Origin of the sequence: Peterkaempfera podocarpi (genome assembly GCF_042466665.1) — a bacterium.
Lineage (GTDB): Bacteria > Actinomycetota > Actinomycetes > Streptomycetales > Streptomycetaceae > Peterkaempfera > Peterkaempfera podocarpi.
Genome location: NZ_CP162102.1, coordinates 4,846,631 through 4,872,605 on the forward strand (window position 1 = coordinate 4,846,631; position 25,975 = coordinate 4,872,605).

Sequence of the window (25,975 nt, forward strand, 5' to 3'; positions counted from 1 at the left end):
ACACCGGACATGCGACTCAGCCTGCCGCTGCCGGCGCGGGGCGAGGCCGGTCCGACGGCACTTCCGACGCCGTGGTGCGCCACCAGCGGCGCGACGCCAGCGCGGCCAGCACGGCGCCGGCGGCGTTGACCAGTACGTCGTCCACGGAGGTCACCCGGTCCAGCCGCAGGACGTACTGTGCGGTCTCGACCAGGACCGAGCAGCCCGCCCCGAGCGCCAGGATCCGCGGCACGGACGCCAGCGCCGCGAACCGTATCGGGGCGAAGAACCCCAGTGCCGCGAAGACCAGCAGATTGCCGACGATCCCGAGCGGCCCCATCGTGACCAGGTCACGCAGCGGTATCAGGCTCACCCGGACGGGGGCGTCAGCACCGGCCTGGCCGCCCGGCATCATGGTCAGCCACAGGAACGGCACCGTTCCGTGGACCATGCCCACCTCGGCCAGCGACATCCGCCACGCCGATGTGCCGCCGGCCGCACGCCGACGGCGGGCCAGAGCCCACGCCACCAGCACGGTCAACGGCAGCGCGACCAGCGTGATGAGCACCACACCGTTGAACGTGTCGAAGCAGCCGTGCCACCGCCCGGCCATACACCTCGGAGCGGACATCATGAGCGGTCGCCGCACGACGTACGCAGCGCCCGCCACGCAGAGGATCGCCAGGCCGGGGAGCGCAATCCTGCGCATGCGCCGGGGAGGTGCCGACAGGGATGCGTCATGGTTCATGCCCCCATTGGAGACGGCGGGCGGTTGCGGTGGCGTATCCGATTTTCGATACGCCCGCGATACGCGGAAGCCCCGGCGCGGCGGTCTTCGCCTTCCCCCACCCGGTGCGTGCCCACCGGCTCACCCGGCGGGCCGAGGCCGCGGGTCGCCGAGGATCCCCGCCCGGGCCGGGTGGGGAGCCTCTGTGCGCCCCCGGCCGACGGCACCCGTCCGGGCCGCACGGTCCCGCACCGCCGGCCCGGTCCCGGCGGCAGGGGGCGGCCTGAATCCGCACGACATGGCGCAGCGGATCTGGAACGATCCCGGGTCGGGATGCCTGCGGCCTTTCGGGGCGGACGGAACGGGGAACCGATGGATTTCAGGCTTGAGGGGCCGGTCCTGGAGGGCGAGCTGGTGCGGCTGGAGCCGCTGGACCACCGCCATGCGGCGGAGCTGGCCGCGGCGGCCGAGGAGGACCGCGGCTCCTACCGGTTCACCTGGGTGCCCACCGCGGCCGAGATCAGGGAATACATCGACGCACAGCTGGCGCGGGCCGCGACGGGGAGACTGGCGCCGTATGTGCAGGTGGACAGGTCGTCGGGGCGGGTAGTGGGGGCCACGGCCTACTGGGATCCGCGAGCGTGGCCGGACGGTCGGCGGCTGTTCGCGGTCGAGGTCGGGTTCACCTGGCTCGCCGGATCGGCGCAGGGCACCGGTCTGAATGCGGAGGCCAAGCTGCTGCTGTTCCGCCATGCGTTCCAGAGCTGGGGCGTGGCCCGGGTCGATCTGAAGACGGATGCGCGCAACAGCCGCTCCCGGGCCGCGATCGAGGGCGTGGGTGCACGGTTCGAAGGCGTGCTGCGGAACTGGTCGCGCTCCTGGGCGCCGGGCGAGGACGGCCTGCTCCGGGACTCGGCGATCTTCTCGATCACCGCGGAGGAGTGGCCGGACTGCCGGTCGGGGCTGGAGCAGCGGTTGGCGCGGATTCTGGAGCGCCGCGGAGCCGCACCCGCGCCCGGCGGGGGCCAGGCCCCTGCCGGCAGCGAGCCGTAGGGCGGCGAGCCGTACGGCTGTGGGCCGGCCGTGCCGTGAGCCGGGCGGCTGCGGGCGTCGGTCGTCGACGTCGGCGCGGCGGCTGACCTCTTCCCGGGCCGGAACCTGCCCGCGGGCGCCTTCCCGGCCGTGGTGATCCGCGTCCGCGGAGCGGGTAGCGAGGGCCGGCCGCAGCAGCGGGGTCCGCTCGGGCCGGTGGCCGGTCGGGACGGTGGCCGGTGGGGACGGCGGCCGGTGGGGACGGGTGGCCGGTGGGGACGGTGGCCGGTGAGCACGGCGGCGGCGTCCAGGGCGGGGTCGTCGGGCCGTCCGCTGCGGTGTGTGCGTGTGCGGGGGAGCACCGCCCGGGTTCGCCGGGGTGGTCCGGGGCTGCCGTGCGGGCACTCCCGTGCCCGTCAGGAGAAGGCGCCCGGGGCGATCGGCAAGTCCCAGCGGGGGCCGCGGAAGTGGCCGAAGGGCAGGCCGTCCGAGCGGGGGGAGCTGCTGATGACCCGGCGTGCGGTGGCGGTCCCGTCCGTGCCGCGGGTGCCCAGCAGCATGACGGTGGCGCCGGTGGTGAGGCTGTCCGGGCCGCGGGTGTCGCCGGTGGTGCGCCAGGTCCAGGTGGCGCCGTCCGCGCTGCGGACGATGAAGGAGGTTCCTGGTGCCGACTGCACGGTGCCGCGCTGCCACACCACCACCGTCCAGCCGCCGGACTGCGGGTCCCGCACGGTGACCTCGCCGTGTACGGCGCCGCCGGGGCCGATGCCCGGGTCCGACGGGGCGGACCGGCCGGAGGGGAGTGCCTGGCCCGGCTGGGCGGCGACGGACGGGGAGATGGTCGGGCTGGGCGTCTCCCCGGTGGGGCCGCCGGTGGTGGTGGCGTAGGCGGCGGCGCCGCCCAGCGCCAGTACCGCGGCGACGGCCACCGCGATCGTGGTCCGCCCGGTGGAGCGGCGGGGCGGGCGGCTGCCGCCGGTGTCGCCGTACGGGGGCGGCTGGTGCTGGTCCCTGGGCTGGAGCGTCATGGCGTCTCTCCTGTCGGCTGGATGCCTCGATGGGACATTCATCGCCGAACGGGATAAGAGCGGCATACGCGATGCCACAGAGGGTGACCGCCGCCCCCTGCGGGGATCAGCCGCCCCCTTCGGGCATCAGTGGCGGGGGCAGATGCAGAAGGGGTGCCCGGACGGGTCCAGCAGCACCCGCCAGGTCTCGCCCGGCTGGAAGTCGGGGCGGGTCGCCCCCAGCTCCAGGCAGAGGGCCTCGGCCTTGTCGAGGTCGTCCACCCGGAGGTCCAGGTGGAACTGCTTGGTGCCCTCGGGGTTCGGCCACTGCGGGGCCCGGTAGTCGTCCACCTTCCCGAAGCCCAGCGGCGCGCCGCCCGCGCCGTCGACCATGGCGTACTGCTCCTCGCTGTGGGCCACCTCGCGGCCCAGCAGCGCGGCGTAGAAGCGGGCGAGCGCCTGGGGGTCGGCGCAGTCGATGGTCACCATGGCGAGCTCGGCGGTTCCGGACATGTCGATCACTTGCCTTTCATGCATGCGGTGCAGCGGTCGAGTGCCGGACCAGCATCGCGGCGGTACCTGACACCTTCTGTCAGGTTCTGGTGCAGGTACCGGAAGGCCGTCCCCCGTTATCGACTTTCCTTAGAGAGAGTAATGACCTATGCTAAATACATGCCCGAGATGTCCGAGGACGACCTGGCAGCCGTCAGCGCGCTGCGATCGTCCGTGATGCGCCTCTCCCGCCGCCTTCGGCACCAGCGGGTCGAGGAGTCGCTCAGTCCGACCGAGATGTCGGTGCTGGGCACGCTGGCCCGCTGCGGCTCTGCGACCCCCGGCGAGCTGGCCCGCAAGGAGCACGTCCAGCCGCCGTCCATGACCAGGATCATCGCGATGCTGGAGGAGAAGGGCCTGGTGCGGCGGGAGCCGCATCCGGACGACCGCCGGCAGGTGGTGGTGAGCAGCACCGAGCAGGCCGAGGCGATCCTCGGCGAGAGCCGGCGCCGCCGCAACGCCTGGCTGGCGGAACTGGCATCCGGGCTGACCGAGGAGGAATGGGCCGCGGTGAGAGACGCGGCCCCGGTACTGGAGAAGCTGGCGCACATGTGACCCGCGGGTCCGCGGCGCCACCCCTCCGGTACCGGGACGAGGAGGGGACCAGAACGTGAGGACGACCACCGACGCCGGCACCGCCAAGAAGGAGCGCAGCACCGCGAAGTACACCGCCGCAACCACCGCACTGCGAGGAGAGAACCCCGTGACACCGCCGGCCGCCGCCACGGCCATGGCAGCAGTGACCGAGACCGCCGAGACCCCCGTGGACCCCGCCGCCGCCACGTCGGCACCTGCCCGCACCGCGGCCGCAGCCGGGCCCGCGGAGGACGACCCCGAGATACGCACCGCGGCGGTCCCCGCCGCATCCGCCCCCGCGCCGGAGCGCCCCGCCGGGGGGATGTTCTCCTCGCTGCGCGTCCGCAACTACCGCTACTTCTTCATGGGCCAGGTCGTCTCCAACACCGGCACCTGGATGCAGCGCATCGCCCAGGACTGGCTGGTGCTCAGCCTCACCGGCAGCCCCTTCGCGGTCGGTGTCACCACCGCGATGCAGTTCCTGCCCATGCTGCTCTTCGGCCTCTTTGGCGGAGTGCTCGCCGACCGCTACCCCAAGCGCCGCCTGCTGGTCGTCACCCAGGCCGTGATGGGCCTGCTGGCCGCCGGGCTCGCCGTCCTCACCCTCTCCGGGGTGGTCACCGTCTACCACGTCTACGCCTTTGCGTTCCTGCTGGGCATGGTCACGGTGGTGGACAACCCCACCCGGCAGGCGTTCGTCACCGAGATGGTGGGACCCGGCGCCCTGCGCAACGCGGTCAGTCTCAACGCGGCCAACTTCCAGACCGCCCGGCTGGTCGGCCCGGCCGTCGCCGGTCTGCTGATCGCCGCGGTGGGCAGCGGCTGGGCGTTCGCGCTCAACGCCTTCTCCTTCGCGGCGGTCATCGGCGGCCTGCTCGCCATGCGCAGCAGCGAACTGCACCCCACCCCGGTGCGGCCGCGGGAGAAGGGACAGCTTCGGGAGGGCCTGCACTATGTCCGGGAGCGGCCCGAGCTGATCTGGCCGATCGTCCTGGTGGGCTTCATCGGCACCTTCGGCTTCAACTTCCCGACGCTGCTCTCCGGCTTCGCCTACGACGTCTTCCATGTCGGCCCCGGGCAGTACGGACTGCTGAACACCGCGATGGCGGTGGGTTCGCTGGTCGGTGCGCTGCTGGCCGCGCGGCGGGGTTCCACCAGGCTGCGGATGCTGGTCGGCGCCGCGCTGGGCTTCGGGCTGCTGGAGTCGGTCACCGCCCTCGCGCCGGGGTTCTGGCTCTTCGCGGCACTGCTGACGCTGGTCGGCATGCTGGGCCTGACCTTCAACACCACGGCCAATGCCACGGTCCAGCTGGCCACCGACCCTGCGATGCGCGGCCGGGTGATGGGGCTGTTCATGCTGGTCTTCGCCGGTGGCACACCCATCGGCAGCCCGATCGTGGGCTGGGTCACCGAGCAGTACGGGCCCAGGCTCGGCCTGCTGGCCTGCGGGCTGGTCTCGGCGGCGGCATCCAGCGTGGTCGCGGTGGTACTGGCCCGCTCCGCCAATCTGCGGCTGAGGGTGGACCTGCACCCGGGACGCGGCCACCGGCTGGTCACCTTCGAGCCGCGCCGGCCGGCCGCCCGTGAGGAACTCGCTCCCGCCTGCTGACCGCTCCACCCCGCCGCCGGTTCCGGAACCCCTGGGTGCCGGGACCGGCGGCGGGGGATGATGGAGCCGTTATGAGACTCTTCATCGCGGTGGTGCCGCCACCGGCCGCCGTCGACGAGCTGACGGCCGCGGTGCGCCCGCTGCGGCGGCTCCCCGACGCGGAGCCGCTGCGCTGGACGGCCCCCGACACCTGGCACCTCACCCTGGCCTTCCTCGGCGAGGTGGCCGAGGAGTCGCTGCCCGAGCTGGAGCAGCGGCTTGGCCGGGCGGCGCACCGCCACCGGGTGATGCAGCTGAGGTTCGCCGGGGCCGGCCGGTTCGGGGACCGGACGCTGTGGACCGGTGTCCGCGGCGACACCCAGGAGCTGCGCCGGCTGGCCGAGTCGGCGCAGGCCGCGGCCCGGCACACCGGGCTGCCCGTCGACGACGACCGCCCGTACCGGGCCCACCTCACCCTGGCCCGCAGCAGCGTGCCGCGCGGCGGCAACGACCGGCGGCGCGGGCACGGACCGGACCTGCGCGGGCTGAAGACGGCGCTGGAGGACTTCGAGGGGCAGCAGTGGGAGGCGGCCGACCTGCGGCTGGTGCGCAGCACCCTCGGCTCCGGGCCCGCCCACTACACGGTGCTGCGGAGCTGGCCGCTGGACCGCCCGGCGGACGGACCCCCGGAGCCCGCGGGGTAGTCTCGGAGCCGTGGATCCCAAGACCCGAACCCGGATCGTCACCGGTGCGCTCCTGCTCCTTCTGCTGGCCGTGGTCGTGGGGGCCGTCCTCAGATAGCGGCGTCTTCAGGGCGGGCGTACCCGGCCCGCTGAGCGGCCCCGTACGGCCGGACACCCCGTGCCGCGAGGCCCTGCAGGCTGCCGCGGCCACGGCTCCCCGGCTCTCCGCCGGTCGCCCCCTGTGACCACGGACCTGCGGACCGCCGTGCGAGGCTTGGGGCATGGAGCGAGGGCACGGGGCGGGGCGGGCTGCGGCGACAACGGCGGCGGCGATGGCAGCGGGGGTGCTGGTGGCGGTGGTGTCGGCGGGTCCGGCACAGGCGGCCGACCCCGGTGGGACGCTCTTCACCTTCGCCGACAGCCGCATCACCGAGTCCAGCGGACTGGCGGCGAGCGTCCAGCATCCGGGTGTGGTCTGGACCCACAACGACAGCGACGACGGCGGCCGGGTCTTCGCCGTGGACGAGCACACCGGCCGCACTCTGGCGACCGTCACCCTGGCGGGTGTCGCACCACGGGACGCCGAGGCGATCTCCCTCGGCCGGGACGCCGACGGCAGGCCCGCGGTCTATCTGGCCGACATCGGCGACAACCTCGGCGGGGCCTGGCCGGAGGTGTGGATCTACCGCTTCACCGAGCCCACCGGCCGACTGCACGACACCACCGTGCGGGTCACCCGCTTCACGGTGCGCTACGCAGACGGCCCGCGCAACGCCGAGGCGCTGATGGTGCAGCCGCGTACCGGCCGGGTCTACATCGCGAGCAAGCAGGGCAGCGGCGGCGGCCTCTACGCCGGACCGGCGCAGCTCTCGGCCTCCGGGATCAATGTCTTCCACCGGATCGCCTCGGCGCCCGCCACGGTGACCGACGGGGCGTTCTCCCCCGACGGGACCCGGCTGGTGCTGCGCGGCTACTTCTCGGCCACCGCCTACCGCTGGAGGGACGGCGCCGCGCCGCAGCCGGTCGGTTCCCTCGATGTGCCGCTGCAGATGCAGGGCGAGTCGGTGACCTTCACCCCCGACGGCCGGTCGCTGCTGTACGGCAGTGAGGGGCGCGGCTCCTCGGTGTGGCGGGAGCCGCTCGGCGGCGCCGCCCTGCCGGACTCGGCACACAGCCGTCCCGCACAGCGGCCCGCGGCCACCCCTTCCTCCGGCGCTCCCTCCTCCGCTGCGGCGTCCTCCGGCGCTCCCGGGGCGGCGTCCTCCGGCGGGTCGTCCGGCGGACTGTCTGGCGGACTGTCGGGCCGGGCCGCGCTGGGGCTGGCGGCACTCTGCGCCGTGGTGCTGGCCGCCCTGGGCCTGCGCCGCCGCCGGGCCCGCTGAGGGCGCCCGGCGCGGTCAGCCGGTGGTCTGCAGCAGCCGGTTGGGGCTGCCGCTGCCCACATCCCCCAGCCTGCCGCGGGCTGCGGCGGCGATCAGGGCGCCGGCCACCTGCGCGGGCGTGGCCATGGGGTGCCCGGCCAGGTAGAGCGCCGCCGCGCCGGCGACATGGGGGGTGGCCATGGAGGTGCCGGACAGGGTGTGGGTCGCGGTGTCGCCGGTGGACCAGTCCGAGGTGATGTCGGAACCCGGCGCGAAGAGGTCGACCCCCTGGCCGAAGTTGGAGTATCCGGCGCGGGCGTCGGTGCGGGTGGTGGCCCCGACGGTGAGTGCCTCGGGGACCCGGGCCGGTGAGGTGCCCGAGGCGTCGGCGCCCTCGTTGCCGGCGGCGACCGCATAGCTGATGCCTGCGGCGATGGAGTTGCGTACGGCGGTGTCGATGTCCGGGTCGATGCCGCCGCCGACGCTCATATTGACGACGGCGGGCCTCCGGGCGTGCGCGGTCACCCAGTCGATGCCGGCGATGACGTCGGAGGCGGTGCCGCCGCCCGAGTCGTCGAGGACGCGTACGGCGACCAGGGAGGCCCGCTTGGCGACGCCGTGGGCGCTGCCCGCGATGGTGCCGGCGACATGGGTGCCGTGCCCGTTGCCGTCCTGTGCGTCGGCGTCGCCGTCCACGAAGTCGTAGCCGCTGCGGGCCCGGCCGCCGAAGTCGCTGTGGGTGGTCCGGATGCCGGTGTCGATGACATAGGCGGTGACGCCGGCGCCCGCGGTGTCGGGGTAGTGGTAGACGGAGTCCAGCGGCAGGGCGGGCTGGTCGATGCGGTCCAGGCCCCAGGACGGGGGGTCGGCCTGCGCGGCTTCGATGTGGACCCTGGTGTCCTGCCGCACGGAGGCGACGGCCGGGTCGGCGGCCAGGCGCTCGGCCTGGTCGTTGCCGAATCTGGCGGCGAAGCCGTTGAGGGCGGTGCCGTAGACATGGCTGACGGTGCCTCCGTACCGGTCCGTCAGATCCTTGCTCGCCTGTCCGGCGGAGTGGGCGCCTGCCGCGGCGTCAGCCTGGAGTCCGGCCCTGAGGGTGACGATCCAGCTGCCGGGCACCGGGCCGTTGGCGCGGGCCGCGTCCTGGGGGTGCGGAGCGGCGGCTGCGGGGAGCGCCGTGGCGGCGGCCAGGACGGCGGCGGCCAGGCCGCGGAGGAGGGGGCGCATCACTGGCATCGCGAGGTCTCTCTGCTGGGGAGCCGCGGCGCAGCCTGCGCCGACGGGGAGAATCTCGCCCGCGAGTGTGCGGATCAGGTTCCGGCGGGTCGGAAAGCCACCGGTCGGCCTACCGCCCGGACCCGGACGGCCCAGCAGCAGCGAGGCCGTGACCTGCGGAAGTCATCCCGCAGGTCACGGCCTCGCTGGTGTGCGGCTTGGGTCAGAGCTGCTCGACCACGTAGTCGATGCAGGCGGTCAGCGCCTCCACGTCGGCCGGGTCGACCGCCGGGAACATCGCCACCCGCAGCTGGTTGCGGCCCAGCTTGCGGTAGGGCTCGGTGTCCACGATGCCGTTGGCGCGCAGCACCTTGGCGATGGCGGCGGCGTCGATGCTGTCGGCGAAGTCGATGGTGCCGACCACCTGGGAGCGCTGGGCGGGCTCGGCCACGAAGGGGCTGGCGTACGAGGACTTCTCGGCCCAGGTGTAGAGGCGCGAGGAGGAGTCGCCGGTGCGGGAGACCGCCCAGTCGAGACCGCCCTGGCCGTTGATCCAGTCCAGCTGGTCGGCCAGCAGGAAGAGGGTGGCGAGCGCCGGGGTGTTGTACGTCTGGTCCTTCGACGAGTTGTCGATCGCGGTCGGCAGGTCGAAGAAGGTCGGGATGTACCGGCCGGAGCCGGCGATCTCGGCGGCGCGCTCCAGGGCGGCCGGGGAGAAGACGCCGAGCCACAGGCCGCCGTCGGCGGCGAAGCTCTTCTGCGGGGCGAAGTAGTAGACGTCGCTCTCGGTGATGTCGACCGGCAGGCCGCCCGCACCGGAGGTGGCGTCCACCAGCACCAGGGAGCCCTCGTCGGCACCCGCGACCCGCCGGATCGGCATGGCGACACCGGTGGAGGTCTCGTTGTGGGTGAGCGCATAGACGTCCACACCGGCCTCGGCGACCGGGAGCGGGTGGGTGCCCGGCTCGGACTTGACGACGCTCGGGTCGGCAAGCCACGGCGCGGCCTTGGTGGCGGCGGCGAACTTGGAGGAGAACTCGCCGAAGTTCAGGTGCTGGGACTTCTCCCGCACCAGACCGAAGGCGGCGATGTCCCAGAAGGCGGTGGAGCCGCCGTTGCCCAGCACCACCTGGTATCCCTCGGGGAGGGAGAACAGGCTGCTGACACCGTCTCGTACGCGCCGCACCAGGTTCTTGACCGGGGCCTGGCGGTGCGAGGTGCCCAGCAGGGAGGTACCGGTGGCGGCGAGGGCGTTCAGCGCCTCGGGCCGCACCTTGGACGGGCCGGAGCCGAATCGGCCGTCGGCGGGCTTGATGTCAGCGGGAATCTGGATCTGAGCCACGGGCGAAGCGTAACGGTCGCCGGTGCGCTGTGGCTGCTCCCGTCCATCGACTGAGACGCCGTGTCGGACCGTGGGACCCGGCCCCTCCGCCACTGCGGTGGAACCGGGTCCCGGAGCTGCTGCGGAGCCGCTCAGCGGGCGATGTCGGAGAAGCCCTCGACATCACGCGGGGAGCGCGGGCCGGGGCCGATGTAGCGCGCGGAGGGGCGCACCAGACGGCCGGTGCGCTTCTGCTCCAGGATGTGCGCGGACCAGCCGGCCGTACGGGCGCAGGTGAACATGGAGGTGAACATGTGGGCCGGCACCTGGGCGAAGTCCAGCATGATCGCGGCCCAGAACTCGACATTGGTGGCCAGCACCCGGTCGGGACGCCGGTTGTGCAGCTCCTCCAGCGCGGCCTTCTCCAGCGCCTCGGCGACCTCGAAGCGGGGTGCGCCCAGCTCCTTGGCGGTCCGCCGCAGCACCGCGGCGCGCGGGTCCTCCGCACGGTAGACGCGGTGGCCGAAGCCCATCAGGCGCTCGCCCTTGTCCAGGGCGTTCTTGACCCAGCCGACCGCGTCGCCGGTGCGCTCGATCTCCTCGATCATGCCGAGCACCCGGGAGGGGGCGCCGCCGTGCAGCGGGCCGGACATGGCACCCACCGCGCCGGAGAGGGCCGCGGCCACATCGGCGCCGGTGGAGGCGATCACCCGGGCGGTGAAGGTGGAGGCGTTCATGCCGTGCTCGGCAGCCGAGGTCCAGTAGGCGTCGACGGCCTTGACGTGCTTGGGGTCGGGCTCGCCGCGCCAGCGGATCATAAAGCGCTCGACGATGGTCTCGGCCTTGTCGATCTCGCTCTGCGGGACCATCGGCAGGCCCTGGCCGCGCGCCGACTGGGCGACGTAGGAGAGCGCCATCACCGCGGCCCGGGCCAGGTCGTGGCGGGCCTGCTCGGCATCGATGTCCAGCAGCGGTTTGAGGCCCCACACCGGGGCGAGCATCGCAAGCGCGGACTGCACATCCACCCGGATGTCACCGGAGTGCACCGGGATCGGGAACGGCTCCGCCGGCGGCAGGCCGGGGTTGAACTTGCCGTCCACCAGCAGGCCCCAGACATGCCCGAAGGAGACATGGCCGACGAGGTCCTCGATGTCGACGCCTCGGTAGCGGAGTGAGCCGCCTTCCTTGTCGGGCTCGGCGATCTCCGTTTCGAACGCGACGACACCTTCGAGTCCGGGTACGAAGTCGGACATCAGGCGGCTCCTCTTGATGTGTTCGACCTGTGGGCTTGGTACGCCTTGCGGTCTGGCTGGGGGTGGCAGTGGCAATGCTCGGCTGTGCGGGGTGATGCGCAGCGTACGCTCGCATGGCACGCAGTGCCAGATTGGCAGGCACGGGGTGCATCGCGCCATGCACCACCACCGTGATGCCCCCGTAAGGGCCCGCTGTCACCCCGGTGGGGCAGTGGGTGCTGGTCGGCAGCCCGCGGGGCCCGCCGGGGCAGCCGGACGCGGGCTGCCGGAGAGGGTGCGCGGGGGCGCCGGGCGTGAGCCATGGCACAGTCGGCAGGTGGGCACCGACCGCGTCGGCGGCCGTCGGTACTGGATGATGTCGATGTGCATCTCCCGGAACGCGCCCGCTCCGCCACCCGCCACAAGCCCCTGCCCGAGCCCCCGGCGTCGCCCCCGGCCCCGGACGAGGCGGCCGGCCGTCCGACGCCCGACCCGGCATCGATGCGGCGCCAGTACAGCGCCGCCGGGCTCGCGGAGCACGAACTCGCCCACGACCCGATGGCGCAGTTCGGCCGCTGGTTCGCCGAGGCGGAGGCGGCCGGCATCCACGAGCCCAACGCCATGGTGCTGGCCACCGCCGACGCGGCGGGCCGGCCCAGCTCGCGCACGGTGCTGCTCAAGGGGTTCGACGGCCGGGGCTTTGTCTTCTTCACCAACTACGGCTCCCGCAAGGGCACCGAGCTGGCCGCCAACCCCTATGCCTCGCTGCTCTTCCCCTGGCACCCCATCGCCCGGCAGGTGATCGCCACCGGCGCGGTGGAGCGGGTCGGCCGGGACGAGACCGCTGCCTACTTCCGCACTCGTCCGCACGGTTCGCAGCTGGGGGCCTGGGCGAGTGAGCAGTCCCAGGTGATCGGCTCCCGGCAAGCGCTGGAACAGCGGTACGCGGAGCTGGCCGACCGCTATCCGGAGGGCGAGGGGGTGCCGGTGCCGCCGTTCTGGGGCGGATTCCGGCTCCACCCGGAGACCGTGGAGTTCTGGCAGGGCCGGCAGAACCGCCTCCATGACCGTCTGCGCTACCAGGCCGACCCCACTGCCCCCACGGGTTGGCTGGTCGAGCGGCTCTGTCCCTAGTGCGGGGGGCGGCACCAGCAACCCGGCCCGGCGGGTCGCACCGGGTCCGGCACGGTCGCCGCGGGCCCGGGAGGATCCACCGGGCCGGCGGCCTTACCTGCGCTCCCGGGCCCGGGTGCACCGGGGAGGTGCCGGGGCCCCGAACGCAGACAACCCGCGGGCTGCTCCCGGCGGACGGCGCAAGCGCCACCTACCGGGCACCGGGGGACGATCCCAGTGAGCCCGCGGGTCGGGTGTCTGCTGTGTATTTCCCCGCCGCCTTAGCTCGGCAGCCGGGCGGGGGCGGCTAGGAAGCAGCCACCTCACACGTCCTGAAAGTACTCAACTCAGGATCACCTCCTTTCAGTGTGCCGCCACGATAGGCACGTGCTGTGCCGGGAGGCAACGGTATTTTTCTGCTCCCGGCGATGGACCGGTTCGGCGACTCACCCGGGAGGCGCCGGGGGAGCACGGTGGCACCGGCCACCGGTCCGTACACCGTGCGGGAGAAGCAGCGGCGGATCAGCCGGAACAGGGTGTTCTCCGCCGTGCCGCCCGTGCCGCCGGGTCTGTCCGCGGCTCTGCTCACCTGGGCCGTCCTGCGGGAGAACCCCCAGCCGCCGACGAAAGCCTCCTGGCCGTGGCGACGGGCTCCGCCGTGTCTGCGCGGCGTCCCTCTCGAGGCCTCGCCGCGCGCGCCGGGGCAGCAATGGACGAGTGGCCCGACCGGGTGACCCCCGTACGAGTGATTCTGCAGGGCCGGGAAGCAGGTGGGAACCAGGTCAATCGCCCATCTGGCGCAGTCGGCTGACGCGGTGTGAGCTGACTGAAAATCGACCCGGCGTCAAGGAGCTGTCCTAGACTTCGCGCAGGCGATACGCGCACACCCCAACGCCACTGCGGGTCGGTGACGCGCAGTGCTGATCCAAGCCCATGGTACGCGTGTGTCTGCGATGGACCAGTGCTTCGCCTCCCTACTACCCCCAAGGGGACCGCGTTGAACACTCCCACCGCCCCAGCGCCGGCGCCCGCCGAAACCGGCCAGACCGCCCAGCCGTCACGGGTGCCTCTCGCCTCACTTGCCCAGACCCCCTCCGAGACCCTGAAGCGCCTCGTTCTCGCGGGTCCGGCCGGCCGGCCGGTCACTGTGGCCGCCTTCAGTTCCTCGATCTGAGGTTGTCACACACCGCCGACATGGACCGACCTCTGGTGCCCTTCAGGCAGTTCGTGCTGAAGGTGCACAGCCGATGCGACCTCGCGTGCGACCACTGCTATGTGTACGAGCACGCGGACACCAGCTGGCGCGGCCGCCCCAGGGCAGCCTCCGACAAGGTGCTGGCGCACACCGCGGACCGGATCGCGGAGCACGCCGCGGCGCACGGGACAGCGGCGGTCCATGTCGTGCTGCACGGCGGCGAACCGCTGCTGGCCGGCCCGGCACGGTTGCGCCGGGCGGCCGAGGAACTGCACCGCGCGCTCGCCGGTGTCAGCGCACTGGACCTGCGTATCCACACCAACGGTGTCCTCCTCGACGACCGCTTCCTCGACCTCTTCGACGAGTGGGACATCAAGGTCGGGGTGTCGCTGGACGGAGACCGGGCCGCCAACGACCGGCACCGCCGGTTCGCCGACGGCCGCAGCAGCCATCCCCAGGTCCTCCGGGCGGTGGGGCTGCTCAACCGGCCGAGCCGCCGGCATCTCTTCGCCGGGCTTCTCTGCACCGTCGACGTCCGCAACGACCCGGTCGCGGTCCATGACGCACTGGTGGAGCTGGACCCGCCCCGCATCGACTACCTGCTGCCCCACGCCACCTGGGACCAGCCACCGCAGCGCCCCGGCGGGGCCGCCACCCCGTACGCCGACTGGCTGCTGGCGGTCTTCGACCGCTGGGAGGCCCGAGGCCGCCCCGTGCCCGTGCGGATCTTCGACTCCGTCGAGCGCACCCTGCGCGGCCGCAGCAGCCTCACCGAGTCCCTCGGCCTGGAGCCGTCCGACCTGGTGGTGATCGAGACCGATGGCACGCTGGAGCAGGCCGACTCGCTGAAGACGGCGTTCGACGGAGCACCCGCCACCGGGCTGGACGTCTTCACCCACACCTTCGACGAGGTGGCCCGCCATCCGGGCATGCTCGCCCGGCAGCAGGGCATCGCCGGGCTGGCCGAGGAGTGCCGGGTCTGCCCGGTGGTGCGGTCCTGCGGCGGCGGCCTGTACGCGCACCGCTACCGCACGGGCAGCGGCTTCACCAACCCCTCCGTCTACTGCGGGGACCTCATGCGCCTGATCACCGGCATCCGCGACCGCACCGCCCCGACCCGGGTCCCCGAGGATCCGCCCCCCGCCCCGGCGGCACTGGCCGAGGAGCACCTGGCCGAGCTGGCCGCCGGCTTCGGCGGCACCGAGGCGGTACGGGGCCTGGCCCGAGCGCAACTGGAGCTCGGCCGGGAGCTGCTGGTCGCCGTCTGGCGGCACGCAGCGCAGTCGGAGCGCGCCGCGGCCGCCTGGGAGCTGGTCACCGAGCTGGACGCCGCCGTGCCGGAGGCGCTGGACGCGGTGCTCGCCCACCCCTACACCCGGGTCTGGGCGCTCCGCTGCCTGGAGGCAGCACCCGGCGCCGACCTGGGCGGACTGGCGGAGATCGCCGCCGCAGCCGCCCTGCGCGCGGGCCGGGACACGCCCGTGCGGGTGCCGGTGCGCGGCGGCGCGGTACGGCTGCCCACGCTGGGCCGGGTGCTGGTCGGCGCCGACGGCGGCGAGGCCGCGGTGACCGGCGGCCCGGACGGCTTCACCGTCGAGGCGGGCGGCGCCGTGTTGCGGATCGGCTGGGACGACCCCCCGGGCGAGCGCTGGCACCCCGTACGCCGCCTGGCCGCCCCTGGCTGGTCGCTGGTCCTGGAGGACACGGACCCGTACCGTGATGCCCACCAGTGGCCGGTCACCGACCGACTGCCCGACGCCGAGGCGGAGTTGTGGCGCACCGGCCTGGCCGGGGCCTGGGAACTGATCGGCCGGGAGCTGCCCGGCTATGCCCCCGGCCTGGTGGCCGGGCTCGGTACCGTGACCCCGCTGCGGGCCCCGGCCGGGCGGGATGTCAGCGCCGCTGCCCGGCAGGCCTTCGGCGCGGTGGGGATCGCCCGGCCCGAGCGGCCGGACATCCTGGCGCTGCTGCTGCTGCACGAGTTCCAGCATGTGAAGCTGGGCGCGGTGCTGGACCTCGCCGACCTTCACGACCTCGAGGACACCCGGCTCTACTACGCCCCCTGGCGGGAGGACCCCCGGCCCTTGGAGGGGCTGCTCCAGGGCACGTACGCCCACGTCGCCGTGACCGACTTCTGGCGGGTACGGCGGCACACGGCGCAGGGGCCGGCCGCCGCCGAGGCGGAGGTGCACTTCGCCCGCTGGCGGCAGCAGACGGCGGAGGCGGTGGAGACGCTGGCGGCCTCCGGGTCGCTCACCCCGCTGGGCATGCGTTTTGCCGAGGGCATGCGGGAGACGGTGGTGCCCTGGCTGGACGAGCCGGTCGGCACCGAGGCGGCCGAACGGGCGCGGCTGTCCGCGCAGCGGCACCATGCGTCCTGGCAGGCCCGGTCCACCGTGGGGAGCTGAGGTGGCCGTCGTCGGAGTGCCGCACACCGCGGCCGGACTCGCCCGGGACCTCGGCGCACTGGGTGTGCGGCCGGGGTCGGTCCTGCTGGTGCAGGCGTCGCTGCGCAGCGTCGGGCCGGTTGCGGGGGGTGCCGCCGCCGTGGTGGAGGCGCTGCGGGCGGCCCTGGGCCCCGGCGGGACGCTGGTCGCGTACACCGCCACGCCGGAGAACTCCACCACCTCTTCGCTGCACCGGGAGCGGGTGCGCGGGATGAGCGAGGCGGAATGCGCTGAGTACCTTGCGGCCCTGCCCCCGTTCGACCCGGCATCCACCCCGGCCTCGCCGACCATGGGGAGGCTGGCCGAGCAGATCCGGACCACTCCCGGAGCGTTGCGCAGCCCGCACCCGCAGACCTCCTTCGCCGCGGTCGGACCGGGCGCCCGCGATCTGGTGGGCGACCACCCGCTGGAGAGCCATCTGGGCGAGGGCTCGCCGTTGGCGCGTCTGTACCGCGAGGGGGCGCAGGCCCTGGTCATCGGTCCGATCGAACGGTGCACGGTCTACCACCTGGCCGATTACCGGACCGGGCGGTTCCCCCTGCGGGAGTACGCCTGCGTGGTGCGCGGCACCGGCGGTGGCCGGGAGTGGCGGCGGTTCGAGGCACCTGCGCTGGACGACGGGCACCTCGCCGACCTGGACCGGGAGGTGCGGCGGCTGGTCGGGGTACCGACCGGCACCGTGGGGTCGGCCCCCTGCCGGCTGATGCCGGTCCGCGAAGTGGTGGACGCCGCGGTGACCGTCCAGTGCCAGGCCCGACGGTGAGGTCCGGCGGCCGGAATCGGACGGTGCGCACCACAAGGCCTGGGCACGCGGTATTCCGCTGACGAATCGTCGATTCCTACACTGATGGTCCTTCATCAGGCGGGGCGGGGGCGCGTGTGGAGATACCAGGAGGGCCGGCCGAGACCAGGGCGGAGCCCTATTTCTTCCTCAGCTATGCGCACACCCCTCCGAGCGACACCATGGCCGGCGACCCCGACGCCCTGGTGGACCAGCTCTACAAGGACCTGTGCGCCCATGTGATGCAGCTGACCGACCTGCCCAAAGGGGCGGCGGCGGGATTCATGGACCGGCGGCTCACCCCCGGGGAGGGCTGGTCGGCGAGCCTGTCCGACGCGCTGTCGCACTGCCGGGTGTTCGTGCCGCTGTACTCGCCGCGCTACTTCCACAGCGAGCAGTGCGGCAAGGAGTGGTACCTCTTCTCACGGCGGGCGGCCTACCACCGTGTGGCCGGGCCGCGCCGTATGGAGGGGATGGTGCCCGCGCTGTGGGTGCCGGTGCCGCCGGAATCGCTGCCAGGGCCGGCCGAGAACCTCCAGTTCAGCCAGGCCGACCTCGGGGCGGACTATGCGGCCGAGGGCCTCTACGGCCTCAGCCGGCTGAGCTATCTGCGCCACGAGTACGACCGGGTGGTCTACCGGCTCGCCCAGCGGATCGTGACCGTCGCCCAGGAGACCCGGATCCCGGCCGGCCGGCGCGCCGACTACCGCGAGGTGCCGAGCGCGTTCGGCCCTGGCGACGGCCCGCACGAGCTCCGGGTGGTGGTCCTCGCATGCAGCCGCGACGACCGTACGGGACACCGCTGCACCGACTGCTACGGCGCCTCACCGCTCGACTGGAACCCGTACCACCCGCAGTCCAAGCGTGCACTGGCCGACCATGCCGCCGACCTGGCCCGCAGCCTCGACTACCGGGTGAAGGTGGGCGCCTTCGAGGACGAGATCGACCGCATCCTGGCGGTGGGCATCCCCGCCGGTCCCGAGGTGCTGCTCGTCGACCGCTGGACCCTTACCGACCGGCGCCACCGTGACCTGCTGCGGCGGCTCGACGCCGAGCACCGGCCCTGGATCAGCGTGATGCTGCCGTGGAACCGGGACCACCCGGACGTCGCCGAGCGCGAGGAGGAGCTGCGGGCCGCCACCGAGGAGGCGCTGTCCCGGAAGCTCCACGAGGGGCCCACCGCCTATCGGCTGTCCCGTGGCCTGCTGCCGAGCCTGGACTCCTTCTACGACGACCTCCCCACCGCGGTCCTTCGGGCCTCCCAGCAGTACCTGCGGCACGCCAGGACCTACCCGCCGGAGGGTGAGACCGTGCCGCGGCCCAGACTCAGGGGCCCGGTCGCCCCCGGCGCGGATCCGCCGCCCGACCGCGGTCCGGACCGCCCGAGAGACCCGCGCAACCACCTGTCCGGCAACCACTACGACATTGGCGGAGGCGCAGCATGACCGAGAGCCGCGACGGGCGCGTGATCACGTTCTACTCGTACAAGGGCGGCACCGGACGGACCATGACCCTGGCGAACACCGCCTGGATCCTGGCAGCCAACGGCCACCGGGTGCTGGCCGTGGACTGGGACCTGGAGGCGCCGGGCCTCCACCGCTTCTTCCACCCGTTCTTCGACCCCGCGCTGCTGGGCACCACACCCGGCATGATCGACCTGATCACCGAGTACCGGGAGCAGGCGCTGCGCAACGTCCCCCGGCCCCCGGACTGGCACCGCCAGTACGCGCGCGCCCGGCGGCATGCCACCTCACTGCAGTGGGAGTTCCCCGGCGGAGGCAGCCTGGACTTCCTTTCGGCGGGCCGTCAGAACCGCGACTACTCGACCATCCTGGGCAGCCTCTACTGGGACGACTTCTACGACCGCTTCGCCGGCGGCCAGTTCTTCGTCGCACTCCGCGAGGACATGCGGCAGCACTACGACTGGGTGCTGATCGACAGCCGTACCGGACTCAGCGACATCGCCGACATCTGCACCGTGGAGATGCCGGACATCCTGGTGGTCTGCTTCACCCTCAGCGACCAGTCCATCGACGGCGCGGCCTCCGTCGCCCAGCACATCCATGAGCGCTACCGCAACCGGGGCATCCGCATCCTCCCGGTGCCGATGCGGGTGGACGAGGGCGAGAAGGAGAAGGCGGACGCCGGGCGCGCCCTGGCCCGTCTGCGCTTCGACGGGCTGCCGTCCGGGCTGCGCGAGGACGAGCTGACGGGCTACTGGGGCGCGGTCGAGGTGCCCTACCGGCCGTTCTACGCGTACGAGGAGATCCTGGCCACCTTCGGTGACACCCCCGGCCTCGCCTCCTCCATGCTGGCCTCCTGCGAACGGCTGACCTCGGTGATCACCGAGGGCCGGGTGACGGCGCTGCCGCCGTTCCCCGAGCCGGAGCGACTGCGCACCCTGGACCTCTACACCCGTCGCCGCCCCGCCAGCCCCAGCGAGCTGGTCCTCTCCTACGCGGCCGAGGACCGCATGTGGGCGGACTGGATCGAGTCGGTGCTCACCGCCGCCGGGTTCCAGGTGGTGGCACAGGACATCGGCGCCGAACCGAGGGCGGCCGGCGAGCCGGAGACTCCGGCCGAGGCCGCGCGCCGCACCGTGGTGCTGCTCTCCGCCGCATACCTGCGCAACCCACAGGCACGCGAGCTGCTGAGCACGGTGATCGGCAGCGACCCGTCCGGCATCCGCCGCCAGCTCGTCCAGGTACGCGTCGGGGACGTCCGGCACGCCCCCGGGCTGCGGCTGCCGGTGGCTGTCGACCTGCTCCACCTGGCCGAGGGGCCGGCCCGTTCCGCCGTGCTGCGTGCACTGGGCCGTGCCGACGCCGCTTCGGTGCCCCTCGCCGAGGCGGGACCGCGGTTTCCGGGGACCAGGCCGGCGGTGTGGAACATCCCTGCCCGCAACCCCGCCTTCACCGGCCGCGCCCAGGTGCTGGAGGCGCTGCGCAACCAGCTGGGCGCGGGCATGACGGCGGTGCTGCCCACCCCGCAGAGCCTCTACGGCCTCGGTGGCGTCGGCAAGACCCAGATCGTCCAGGAGTACGCGTACCGGTTCATGGCCGACTACGACCTGGTGTGGTGGGTCAACGCCGAGCAGGGCGACCGGGTCGCCACTGCCCTCGCCGACCTCGCGGCCGAACTGGCCCGCATCTCACCGGCGGTGGGGGAGCTGGCCGCCGAGTTGAAGCTGCGGATCGGGGACAGCGTCTCGGAGGCGGCCGAGGCCGCCCGGCAGGCACTGCGGCGCGGCATTGTGACCGACCGCTGGCTGCTGATCTTCGACAACGCGGACGACCCCGCCGAGGTGAAGCGGTTCTTCCCCGGCGGCTCCGGCCATGTGCTGGTCACCTCCCGCAACCAGGCATGGTCGACCCATGCCGAGGCGCTGCCGGTGGACGTGTTCGACCGGCGGGAGTCCGTCGAGCATCTGCGCCGCCGCTCGCCCTCCCTCACGGACGACGAGGCCGACCAGGTGGCGGCAGCCGTCGGAGATCTGCCGCTGGCCGTGGAGGTGGCGGCGGCCTGGCTGGCCGAGACCGGTACCCCGGTGCAGAGCTATGTCGCCCAGCTGCGCAAGGAACCGGGGGAGGCGCTGGGCGTCGCCACCTCCGCCCACTACCCCGAGCCGGTCGCGGCCACCTGGAACGTCTCCATCGCCCGCCTCCAGGAGGAGAACCCGGCAGCGGTGCGGCTGCTGCAGCTCTGCGCCTTCTTTGCGCCGGAGCCCATCGCGCTCAACCTGGTCCACAGCCGGCGGATGAGGGAAGCACTGGTCCCGTACGACCGCGACCCGCAGGCCGGCTATCTGCTGGGCCGCTCCATCCAGGCCATCAACCGCTACGCCCTGGCCAAGGGCGGCCAGGGCAAGGGCATCCAGATCCACCGCCTGGTGCAGGCCGTGATCCGGTCGAAGATGACCTCGCACGAGCAGCAGGACGCGATGCACGAGGTTCACCGCATCCTGGTCGACGCCCGGCCCGAACGCGGCGACACGGACGACCCGCGCAACTGGGAGCGGTTCGAGGAGATCTGGCCGCACCTCGGCCCGTCCAGCGCCGAGAACTGCGACGAGCCGGAGACCAGGAGGCTGCTGATCGACCGGGTGCGCTACCTCTGGAAGCGCGGCGAGTACGACGGCGCGCTGACCCTGGGTACGCACCTGGACGAGGTGTGGGCGGCGAAGCTCGGCGTCGAGGACGTGCAGACGCTCAGCCTGCGTTTCCACATCGCCAACGTGCTGCGCAGCCGTGGTGACTACCAGGCAGCCCTCGATCTCGACCAGGCAACCCTGGAACGGCAGCAGGCGGTGCTCTCGCCGAAGAACGCCGATGCGCTCACCACCGCCGGAAGCCTGGCAGCCGACCTGCGGGCGCTGGGCCGCTTCAACGATGCCCTGGAACGCGACCGGGACATCTACCGGCAGTTCAAGGACCTGCTGGGCGACCGGCACCACCGCACCCTCTCGGCAGCCAGCAACCTTGCCGTCGACCTGCGCCTGGTCGGTCGCTCCGCCGAGGCCAGGGACATCGACCTGGACACCCTTGAGGGCCGCCGCGAGGTCCTGGGCCTGGAGCACCACTACGCCCTCATGTCCATGTCCCACCTGGCGCGGGACATGCGCGACACCGGTGACTGGGGCGGTGCGCTGGACCTGTTGCGGGAGACCGTGGACAAGTGCCGTGCGGTGCTGGGGGACGACTACCCCGAGACGCTGCGGGCCGTCACCAGCCTCGCCGTCTCACTGCGCCGGATGGGCCGGGCCGACGAGGCACAGCGGGTCACCGCCGAGGCGTACGACCTGTATGTGAAGCGGTACGGCGCCGACGCCCCCGACGCACTGGCGTGCGCCCTCAACCTGGCCGCGGACTTCTCGGCGGCCGGGGACGACGACAAGGCCCGCGACCTGGCCGAGCAGGTCTTCCAGGGCTACCAGCGGACCATGGGCGATCGGCACCCCTTCACTCTGGCGTGCGCCGTCAACCTCGCCGTCTACGTGCACGGTAGCGGGTCGCTCCGCCGTGCCACCCAGACCACCGAGGAGGCGCTGGACGCGTTGCGGGCGGCCGTCGGCGACGACCATCCGTTCACCCTGGGCACGATGGTGAACCTGGCCGCACTCCGCGCCGAGGCCGGGGAGATCCAGCATGCCGAGGCACTGGAGCGCACCGCCCTGGCAGGTCTCACCGAGCTGCTGGGTCCGACACACCCCGGCACCTTGGCCTGCCAGGCCAACCTGGCGGTGACACTGCGGGCCGCCGGTCGGCACGCCGAGGCCGAGGACGTCCGCTCCCGGGCCCTGGCGGACTGCCTCGAAGTGCTCCATGAGGACCACCCCCTGACCCGGGCGGCGCGCGACTGGGAGCGTACCTTCACGGACCTTGAACCCCAGCCCCTGTGAGCCGCCGCCGGAGGAGCAGGCCGGCCCATCCGGCCTGCCGCGGGGCAGCGCCCGCCTGCGGCCCGCAGGGACGACCCTGGCCCGGCTGGCCGCGGGCGCTGCCTCCGCTCCCGGTCAGCCCGTGGCCCAGGCCAGCACCCTGGGCATCACCGGCAGCGCCCCGAAGTGCGCCGCCCCGGCCTCGACCTCCAGGGTCGAGCCGGGGATGCGCTCCGCGAGCCAGCGGGTGTGCTGCACCGGCGAGAAGACGTCCTCCTGCCCGTGCCACAGCAGTACCGGCACCCTGATGGACCCCGGGTCGAAGCCCCAGTCCCGGCAGAAGGCCAGGGCGTCGTCGATCCAGCCGTGCGCGGACTCCCGCAGTGCCTCCGCGTAGTTGCTCACCAGCATCGCCCGGATACCGGCGTCGGCGACCACCTGCCGGTCCGACTCCGGCAGCTCCCCGCGCAGTTCGGTCACCAGCACCGTGGGGTCCTCCCGGATCCGCTGCGACCGCTGCTCCAGCCGGAGCGCCAGCCGCCGGGCGCTGTCCGCGGCCGTGCTGTACTCGCGGACGTTGGACTCCGCCATCCCCGCGAACCAGTCGAGACCACTGGCGCCCCGCGGCGCCAGGCTCACCAGCACCGCGGCCCGGGTCACCCGCTCCGGCAGCAGCGCCGCGCAGGCCAGCGAGTGCGGCGCACCCCCGGAGCGCCCGACCACGGCGAAGCGGTCCAGCTCCAGCGCATCGGCGATGGCCGCCACGTCGGCCGCCGCGTCCGCCACCCGGCGGCCCGGCAGCCGGTCGGAGCCGCCGTACCCGGGACGGTCGAAGACGATCAGCCGCACCCCGAGCCGGTAGAGGACCGCACCGCGAGGTGCCGGGCCCAGCCGGCTGCCCGGGGTGCCGTGCAGCAGGAAGACCGGACTGCCGAGCGGATCCCCCCGGCTCTCCACGGCCAGCGCCCTGCCGTCCGGCACCCTCACAAGTCGCACCACCTGCCCCTCCCCCCGGCGCGGATCCGCGCGGCGCCGCCCCAGGGAAGGTTCTTCCCCGAACGGGCCGCTCTCAGCCGCGCGGACGGCCCTCTGACGGAGCGCGACGACCTCCGGGCGAGGCCCGGCCACCCACCGGCGACACTCCGGCGCAGCCCCGCGGACTCGCCGCTGCGGACTCGGCTCCGCCGCCTCAGCCCTGCCGCCTCAGCCCCGCACCTCGCGGCGGGCCTGCCAGGTGGTGTGCTCCCGGGAGACCGCATCCTCCGCGTCACGGGCCAGCCGCGCCCACTGCTCCTCCGCGTCCGGCGCCGAGAGGTCCATCGCCGCCAGCTGCACCCGGATCAGCTCCAGCTCGTCGGCGGCCAACCGGTAGGCCGACGCCAGCGGCCGGTACTGGCGCAGCTGCGCCCACGCCGTCGAGGAGGCGGCCAGCGCCGCGACGGCGCCCAGGATGTCGTAGCTGAAGTCGCCCTGTATCCGGGGCACCGACAGCACCACACCCAGCAGCGGCAGCACCACCGAGAGGAAGCCGGTGATCCGGGCCGCCCGCTCGCAGTAGCGGGCCTTGTTGACGTACCAGTCGTGCTGCTGCTGCACCCGCTCCCGCAGATAGACGTCCCGCCGGATGGCCAGCGAGGCTCCGCGCAGCAGCTGCATGCCCTCGGTGACATCGGCCCGGGCGCCGGGAGGCACCGCCCGGCTGCGCCGGAAGGCGTGCAGCACCCCGGTGAGCTGAAGGCGGTACAGCGACTCGGCGTCCTCCATGGCGGTCGGCGGCGGCACATAGGCGTCGGCGCGCACGGCGTACTTCCAGGCCAGGGTCTTCACCGACTCCGCCACCGCCCGGCCCTCGTACCAGACCCCCTGCGGGTTGTGCAGCCCGGCCAGCGCGGAGGCGCACATCGCCAGGAAGAACAGCACCGCCGACACCGCCGCGATCCAGGGGCTGTCCGCGGAGCCCGCCACTGCGGCGCCGGTGAGCATCAGCAGCTGGAAGCGGGACATGGCCACCGTGGTCCGCTGGCCCTGCAGAGAGGCGCCGTCCGCCGCCCAGAACAGCTCCGGCAGCAGCTCGTGCTCGTGCACGACTCGGCGTGACTCAGCTGACATGGATCCCTACCCCCCGTCGTCGGGCCCTCCGCCGCGGCCAGTATGGACGGGACGGCGGCGGTCGCACAGCACACGGACGGGTCGATTTGGACGGGGGATTTGCGGAATCCGGTGTACAGCCGGTATCCCCCGGGTTGAATGAACATGCGTGTGGGGGAGGTGGGCACCATGACCGCACAGCGACCGACGGCACCCGGGACGACAGGGTCCGGCTCGCGGCTCCGCAAGGCAGGCGCCGCGCCGCCACCCGACCGCGTGCTGCTGACCGCCCTGATGGAGGCCATGGAGGTCGGCCTCTGCGCACTGGCCGCCGACGGCTCGGTCACCCACTGGAACCGCGAGGCCGAGCGGCTGCTCGGCTGGACCGCGGAGGAGGCCGTCGGCCGGCCGGGGCTGGCCGGCTGGGCCGTGCGCGAGGCCGATGCCGCTGCGGTCGCGGCCCTGCTGCAGGACGCCGCCGCCGAGGGCCGCCGCCGCGTGCAGGAGTTCGCCCTGCTGACCCGGGACGGCCGCCGGGTGCTGGTCCGCGCCCAGGTCTCCGCGGTCAGGGGAGCGGAGCCGGCCACAGACGGCCATGGCGACCGGTGCAGCCTCTACTTCGCCTTCTCCGAGGCCCGCTCCCAGGTGGATCTGGAGCGGTCGCTGGGCCTGTCCGAGGCGCTCTTCGAGGAGGCGCCGCTCGCCGTCGTCCTGGTGGACGCCGATCTGCGGCCCGCCGCCGTCGGCGCCTCCGCCGCCCGCACCCTGGGCGTGGAGCGCAGCGCCCTGCTGGGCCATCCGCTGGGCGAGGTGCTGCGCGACGGGGTGGAGGAGCTGGAGTCGGCGCTCCAGCATGTGCTGGCCACCGGTGAGCCGCTCGGCGGCGTCAAGCTCTGGGGCACCCTGCGGGGCGACGAGGAGCGCCGCCGCCGCTGCTGGCGCAGCGAGTTCGTCCGGCTGGGCTCACCGCTCGGCGACGAACCGGTGCCGCTGGGCGTGGCCTGGCTCTTCGAGGACGTCACCCAGCGCGAGCAGGCCGAGCAGGAGAGCACGGTGCTGCGGTTCCGGGCGACCCAGCTGCGCCGGGCCGGCCTCGCCGCCGCCGAGTGCGAGGACCCGATGGAGGGCGCGGTCGGCTACCTGGACTTTGTGCTGGCCGGCTTCGCCGACCACGCCTACCTCGACCTCGCGGCGGACGGCGACACCGGCGGCCTGGTCCGCGCCGCCGCCTCCCCGGTCGGTACGGCGGCCCAGGACCCGGGTCCGGAGCCGTCCGGCATCCCCGTCTGCTACTCCGAGCTGCACCCCGCCCTGCGCGCCCTGGAGCGCGGCGGCTCGGTCTGCGTAACCGGGGGCGGCGACACCTCCTGGGCGGTGGACCGTCGCTGGCCCGCCGCCACCCTGCACGGGATCTGCACGGCGCTGCGCAGCCGGGGCCGCACGGTGGGCGTGCTGACCTTTCTGCGCGGCCCCGGGCGCCGCCGCTTCGACCGGGCGGATCTCTCCTACGCCGAGGACATCGCCGCACGGGTGGCCGCAGCCGTGGACCTCTCGGGGCGCTGCCCGGACTGACCCGGACTGACCCGGACCGGCCCGGACTGACCCGAACTGACCCGGGCCGATCCGGGCTGACCCGGAATGCTCCGCGGGCCCGGCCGCGGGCCCGGCCGCGGGCCCGGCCGTGGGCCGGGCTCGGCGGCT

The 25,975-nt window shown here is 73.6% G+C and carries 19 protein-coding genes; 11 read left to right on the forward strand and 8 right to left on the reverse strand.

Going from position 1 to position 25,975, the window contains the following annotated elements; translation table 11 throughout:
• Positions 1–16: 16 nt before the first annotated feature.
• Positions 17–727 carry a VanZ family protein gene (locus AB0761_RS21360; protein WP_377270698.1) on the reverse strand — a complete coding sequence of 237 codons (711 nt, stop codon included), beginning with the start codon at positions 725–727 and terminating at the stop codon, positions 17–19.
• Positions 728–1,078: 351 nt separating this feature from the next.
• On the opposite strand from AB0761_RS21360, the gene AB0761_RS21365 reads away from it, so the two are divergent.
• Positions 1,079–1,759 (forward strand): GNAT family N-acetyltransferase, encoded by a 681-nt coding sequence (locus AB0761_RS21365; RefSeq protein ID WP_377270699.1) that lies wholly within the window; start codon positions 1,079–1,081, stop codon positions 1,757–1,759.
• Positions 1,760–2,154: 395 nt separating this feature from the next.
• Here the strand turns inward: AB0761_RS21365 and AB0761_RS21370 are convergent, their stop codons facing one another.
• Both AB0761_RS21370 and AB0761_RS21375 read right to left on the reverse strand, forming a co-directional pair.
• A complete protein-coding gene (locus AB0761_RS21370; protein ID WP_377270701.1) occupies positions 2,155–2,766 on the reverse strand; it encodes a hypothetical protein in 612 nt (203 codons plus the stop codon).
• 126 nt (positions 2,767–2,892) lie between these two features.
• Positions 2,893–3,258 carry a VOC family protein gene (locus AB0761_RS21375; RefSeq protein WP_377274244.1) on the reverse strand — a complete coding sequence of 122 codons (366 nt, stop codon included), beginning with the start codon at positions 3,256–3,258 and terminating at the stop codon, positions 2,893–2,895.
• A gap of 159 nt (positions 3,259–3,417) precedes the next feature.
• Between AB0761_RS21375 and AB0761_RS21380 the strand changes: the two genes are divergently transcribed.
• From AB0761_RS21380 to AB0761_RS21395, 4 genes are all read left to right on the forward strand, one after another.
• Positions 3,418–3,852 (forward strand): MarR family winged helix-turn-helix transcriptional regulator, encoded by a 435-nt coding sequence (locus tag AB0761_RS21380; RefSeq protein WP_377270702.1) that lies wholly within the window; start codon positions 3,418–3,420, stop codon positions 3,850–3,852.
• 343 nt (positions 3,853–4,195) lie between these two features.
• The gene (locus AB0761_RS21385) at positions 4,196–5,482 is read left to right on the forward strand and encodes an MFS transporter (protein WP_377274246.1); all 1,287 of its coding nucleotides are present in this window, start codon (positions 4,196–4,198) and stop codon (positions 5,480–5,482) included.
• Between the two features lie 71 nt (positions 5,483–5,553).
• Positions 5,554–6,165 carry an RNA 2',3'-cyclic phosphodiesterase gene (gene thpR / locus AB0761_RS21390; protein ID WP_377270703.1) on the forward strand — a complete coding sequence of 204 codons (612 nt, stop codon included), beginning with the start codon at positions 5,554–5,556 and terminating at the stop codon, positions 6,163–6,165.
• A 260-nt stretch (positions 6,166–6,425) separates the two neighbouring features.
• Entirely contained in the window at positions 6,426–7,526 is a 1,101-nt protein-coding gene (locus AB0761_RS21395) for a hypothetical protein (RefSeq protein ID WP_377270704.1), read from the forward strand.
• Positions 7,527–7,541: 15 nt separating this feature from the next.
• On the opposite strand, the gene AB0761_RS21400 is transcribed toward AB0761_RS21395, so the two are convergent.
• The 3 genes from AB0761_RS21400 to AB0761_RS21410 all read right to left on the reverse strand — a co-directional run bounded on the left by AB0761_RS21400 (position 7,542) and on the right by AB0761_RS21410 (position 11,294).
• Positions 7,542–8,732 (reverse strand): S8 family peptidase, encoded by a 1,191-nt coding sequence (locus tag AB0761_RS21400; protein ID WP_377270705.1) that lies wholly within the window; start codon positions 8,730–8,732, stop codon positions 7,542–7,544.
• A 211-nt stretch (positions 8,733–8,943) separates the two neighbouring features.
• A complete protein-coding gene (gene serC / locus AB0761_RS21405) occupies positions 8,944–10,062 on the reverse strand; it encodes a phosphoserine transaminase (RefSeq protein ID WP_377270706.1) in 1,119 nt (372 codons plus the stop codon).
• Between the two features lie 131 nt (positions 10,063–10,193).
• Entirely contained in the window at positions 10,194–11,294 is a 1,101-nt protein-coding gene (locus AB0761_RS21410) for a citrate synthase 2 (RefSeq protein WP_377270707.1), read from the reverse strand.
• 480 nt (positions 11,295–11,774) lie between these two features.
• On the opposite strand from AB0761_RS21410, the gene pdxH reads away from it, so the two are divergent.
• The 5 genes from pdxH to fxsT all read left to right on the forward strand — a co-directional run bounded on the left by pdxH (position 11,775) and on the right by fxsT (position 22,207).
• A complete protein-coding gene (pdxH, locus tag AB0761_RS21415) occupies positions 11,775–12,407 on the forward strand; it encodes a pyridoxamine 5'-phosphate oxidase (protein ID WP_377274248.1) in 633 nt (210 codons plus the stop codon).
• A 1,173-nt stretch (positions 12,408–13,580) separates the two neighbouring features.
• On the forward strand, positions 13,581–15,989 hold the full coding sequence (locus AB0761_RS21420; RefSeq protein WP_377270708.1) for an FxsB family cyclophane-forming radical SAM/SPASM peptide maturase: 2,409 nt from the start codon (positions 13,581–13,583) through the stop codon (positions 15,987–15,989).
• Between the two features lies 1 nt (position 15,990).
• Positions 15,991–16,791: an aminoglycoside N(3)-acetyltransferase gene (locus AB0761_RS21425; RefSeq protein ID WP_377270709.1), complete on the forward strand. Its 801-nt coding sequence runs from the start codon at positions 15,991–15,993 to the stop codon at positions 16,789–16,791.
• A gap of 116 nt (positions 16,792–16,907) precedes the next feature.
• The gene (locus AB0761_RS21430; protein ID WP_377270710.1) at positions 16,908–18,254 is read left to right on the forward strand and encodes a TIR-like protein FxsC; all 1,347 of its coding nucleotides are present in this window, start codon (positions 16,908–16,910) and stop codon (positions 18,252–18,254) included.
• Positions 18,251–22,207 carry an FxSxx-COOH system tetratricopeptide repeat protein gene (fxsT, locus tag AB0761_RS21435; protein WP_377270711.1) on the forward strand — a complete coding sequence of 1,319 codons (3,957 nt, stop codon included), beginning with the start codon at positions 18,251–18,253 and terminating at the stop codon, positions 22,205–22,207. Before AB0761_RS21430 ends, fxsT begins: the two co-directional genes overlap by 4 nt.
• Before the next feature lie 114 nt (positions 22,208–22,321).
• On the opposite strand, the gene AB0761_RS21440 is transcribed toward fxsT, so the two are convergent.
• Both AB0761_RS21440 and AB0761_RS21445 read right to left on the reverse strand, forming a co-directional pair.
• Positions 22,322–23,185 (reverse strand): alpha/beta fold hydrolase, encoded by an 864-nt coding sequence (locus AB0761_RS21440; protein WP_377270712.1) that lies wholly within the window; start codon positions 23,183–23,185, stop codon positions 22,322–22,324.
• A gap of 204 nt (positions 23,186–23,389) precedes the next feature.
• Complete coding sequence (locus tag AB0761_RS21445; protein WP_377270713.1) at positions 23,390–24,295, reverse strand: DUF4231 domain-containing protein; 906 nt, start codon at positions 24,293–24,295, stop codon at positions 23,390–23,392.
• A 168-nt stretch (positions 24,296–24,463) separates the two neighbouring features.
• Here AB0761_RS21445 and AB0761_RS21450 point away from each other — a divergent pair, with 168 nt between their 5' ends.
• The gene (locus AB0761_RS21450; protein ID WP_377270714.1) at positions 24,464–25,846 is read left to right on the forward strand and encodes a PAS domain-containing protein; all 1,383 of its coding nucleotides are present in this window, start codon (positions 24,464–24,466) and stop codon (positions 25,844–25,846) included.
• Positions 25,847–25,975 lie beyond the last annotated feature (129 nt).

What these genes read in the sequence shown, in the direction of transcription:
- AB0761_RS21360 (WP_377270698.1), bottom strand. Translation starts at nt 727, where the DNA reads ATGAACCATGACGCATCCCTGTCGGCACCTCCCCGGCGCATGCGCAGG.
- AB0761_RS21365 (WP_377270699.1), top strand. Translation starts at nt 1,079, where the DNA reads ATGGATTTCAGGCTTGAGGGGCCGGTCCTGGAGGGCGAGCTGGTGCGG.
- AB0761_RS21370 (WP_377270701.1), bottom strand. Translation starts at nt 2,766, where the DNA reads ATGACGCTCCAGCCCAGGGACCAGCACCAGCCGCCCCCGTACGGCGAC.
- AB0761_RS21375 (WP_377274244.1), bottom strand. Translation starts at nt 3,258, where the DNA reads ATGTCCGGAACCGCCGAGCTCGCCATGGTGACCATCGACTGCGCCGAC.
- AB0761_RS21380 (WP_377270702.1), top strand. Translation starts at nt 3,418, where the DNA reads ATGCCCGAGATGTCCGAGGACGACCTGGCAGCCGTCAGCGCGCTGCGA.
- AB0761_RS21385 (WP_377274246.1), top strand. Translation starts at nt 4,196, where the DNA reads ATGTTCTCCTCGCTGCGCGTCCGCAACTACCGCTACTTCTTCATGGGC.
- thpR (WP_377270703.1), top strand. Translation starts at nt 5,554, where the DNA reads ATGAGACTCTTCATCGCGGTGGTGCCGCCACCGGCCGCCGTCGACGAG.
- AB0761_RS21395 (WP_377270704.1), top strand. Translation starts at nt 6,426, where the DNA reads ATGGAGCGAGGGCACGGGGCGGGGCGGGCTGCGGCGACAACGGCGGCG.
- AB0761_RS21400 (WP_377270705.1), bottom strand. Translation starts at nt 8,732, where the DNA reads ATGCGCCCCCTCCTCCGCGGCCTGGCCGCCGCCGTCCTGGCCGCCGCC.
- AB0761_RS21410 (WP_377270707.1), bottom strand. Translation starts at nt 11,294, where the DNA reads ATGTCCGACTTCGTACCCGGACTCGAAGGTGTCGTCGCGTTCGAAACG.
- pdxH (WP_377274248.1), top strand. Translation starts at nt 11,775, where the DNA reads ATGCGGCGCCAGTACAGCGCCGCCGGGCTCGCGGAGCACGAACTCGCC.
- AB0761_RS21420 (WP_377270708.1), top strand. Translation starts at nt 13,581, where the DNA reads ATGGACCGACCTCTGGTGCCCTTCAGGCAGTTCGTGCTGAAGGTGCAC.
- fxsT (WP_377270711.1), top strand. Translation starts at nt 18,251, where the DNA reads ATGACCGAGAGCCGCGACGGGCGCGTGATCACGTTCTACTCGTACAAG.
- AB0761_RS21445 (WP_377270713.1), bottom strand. Translation starts at nt 24,295, where the DNA reads ATGTCAGCTGAGTCACGCCGAGTCGTGCACGAGCACGAGCTGCTGCCG.
- AB0761_RS21450 (WP_377270714.1), top strand. Translation starts at nt 24,464, where the DNA reads ATGACCGCACAGCGACCGACGGCACCCGGGACGACAGGGTCCGGCTCG.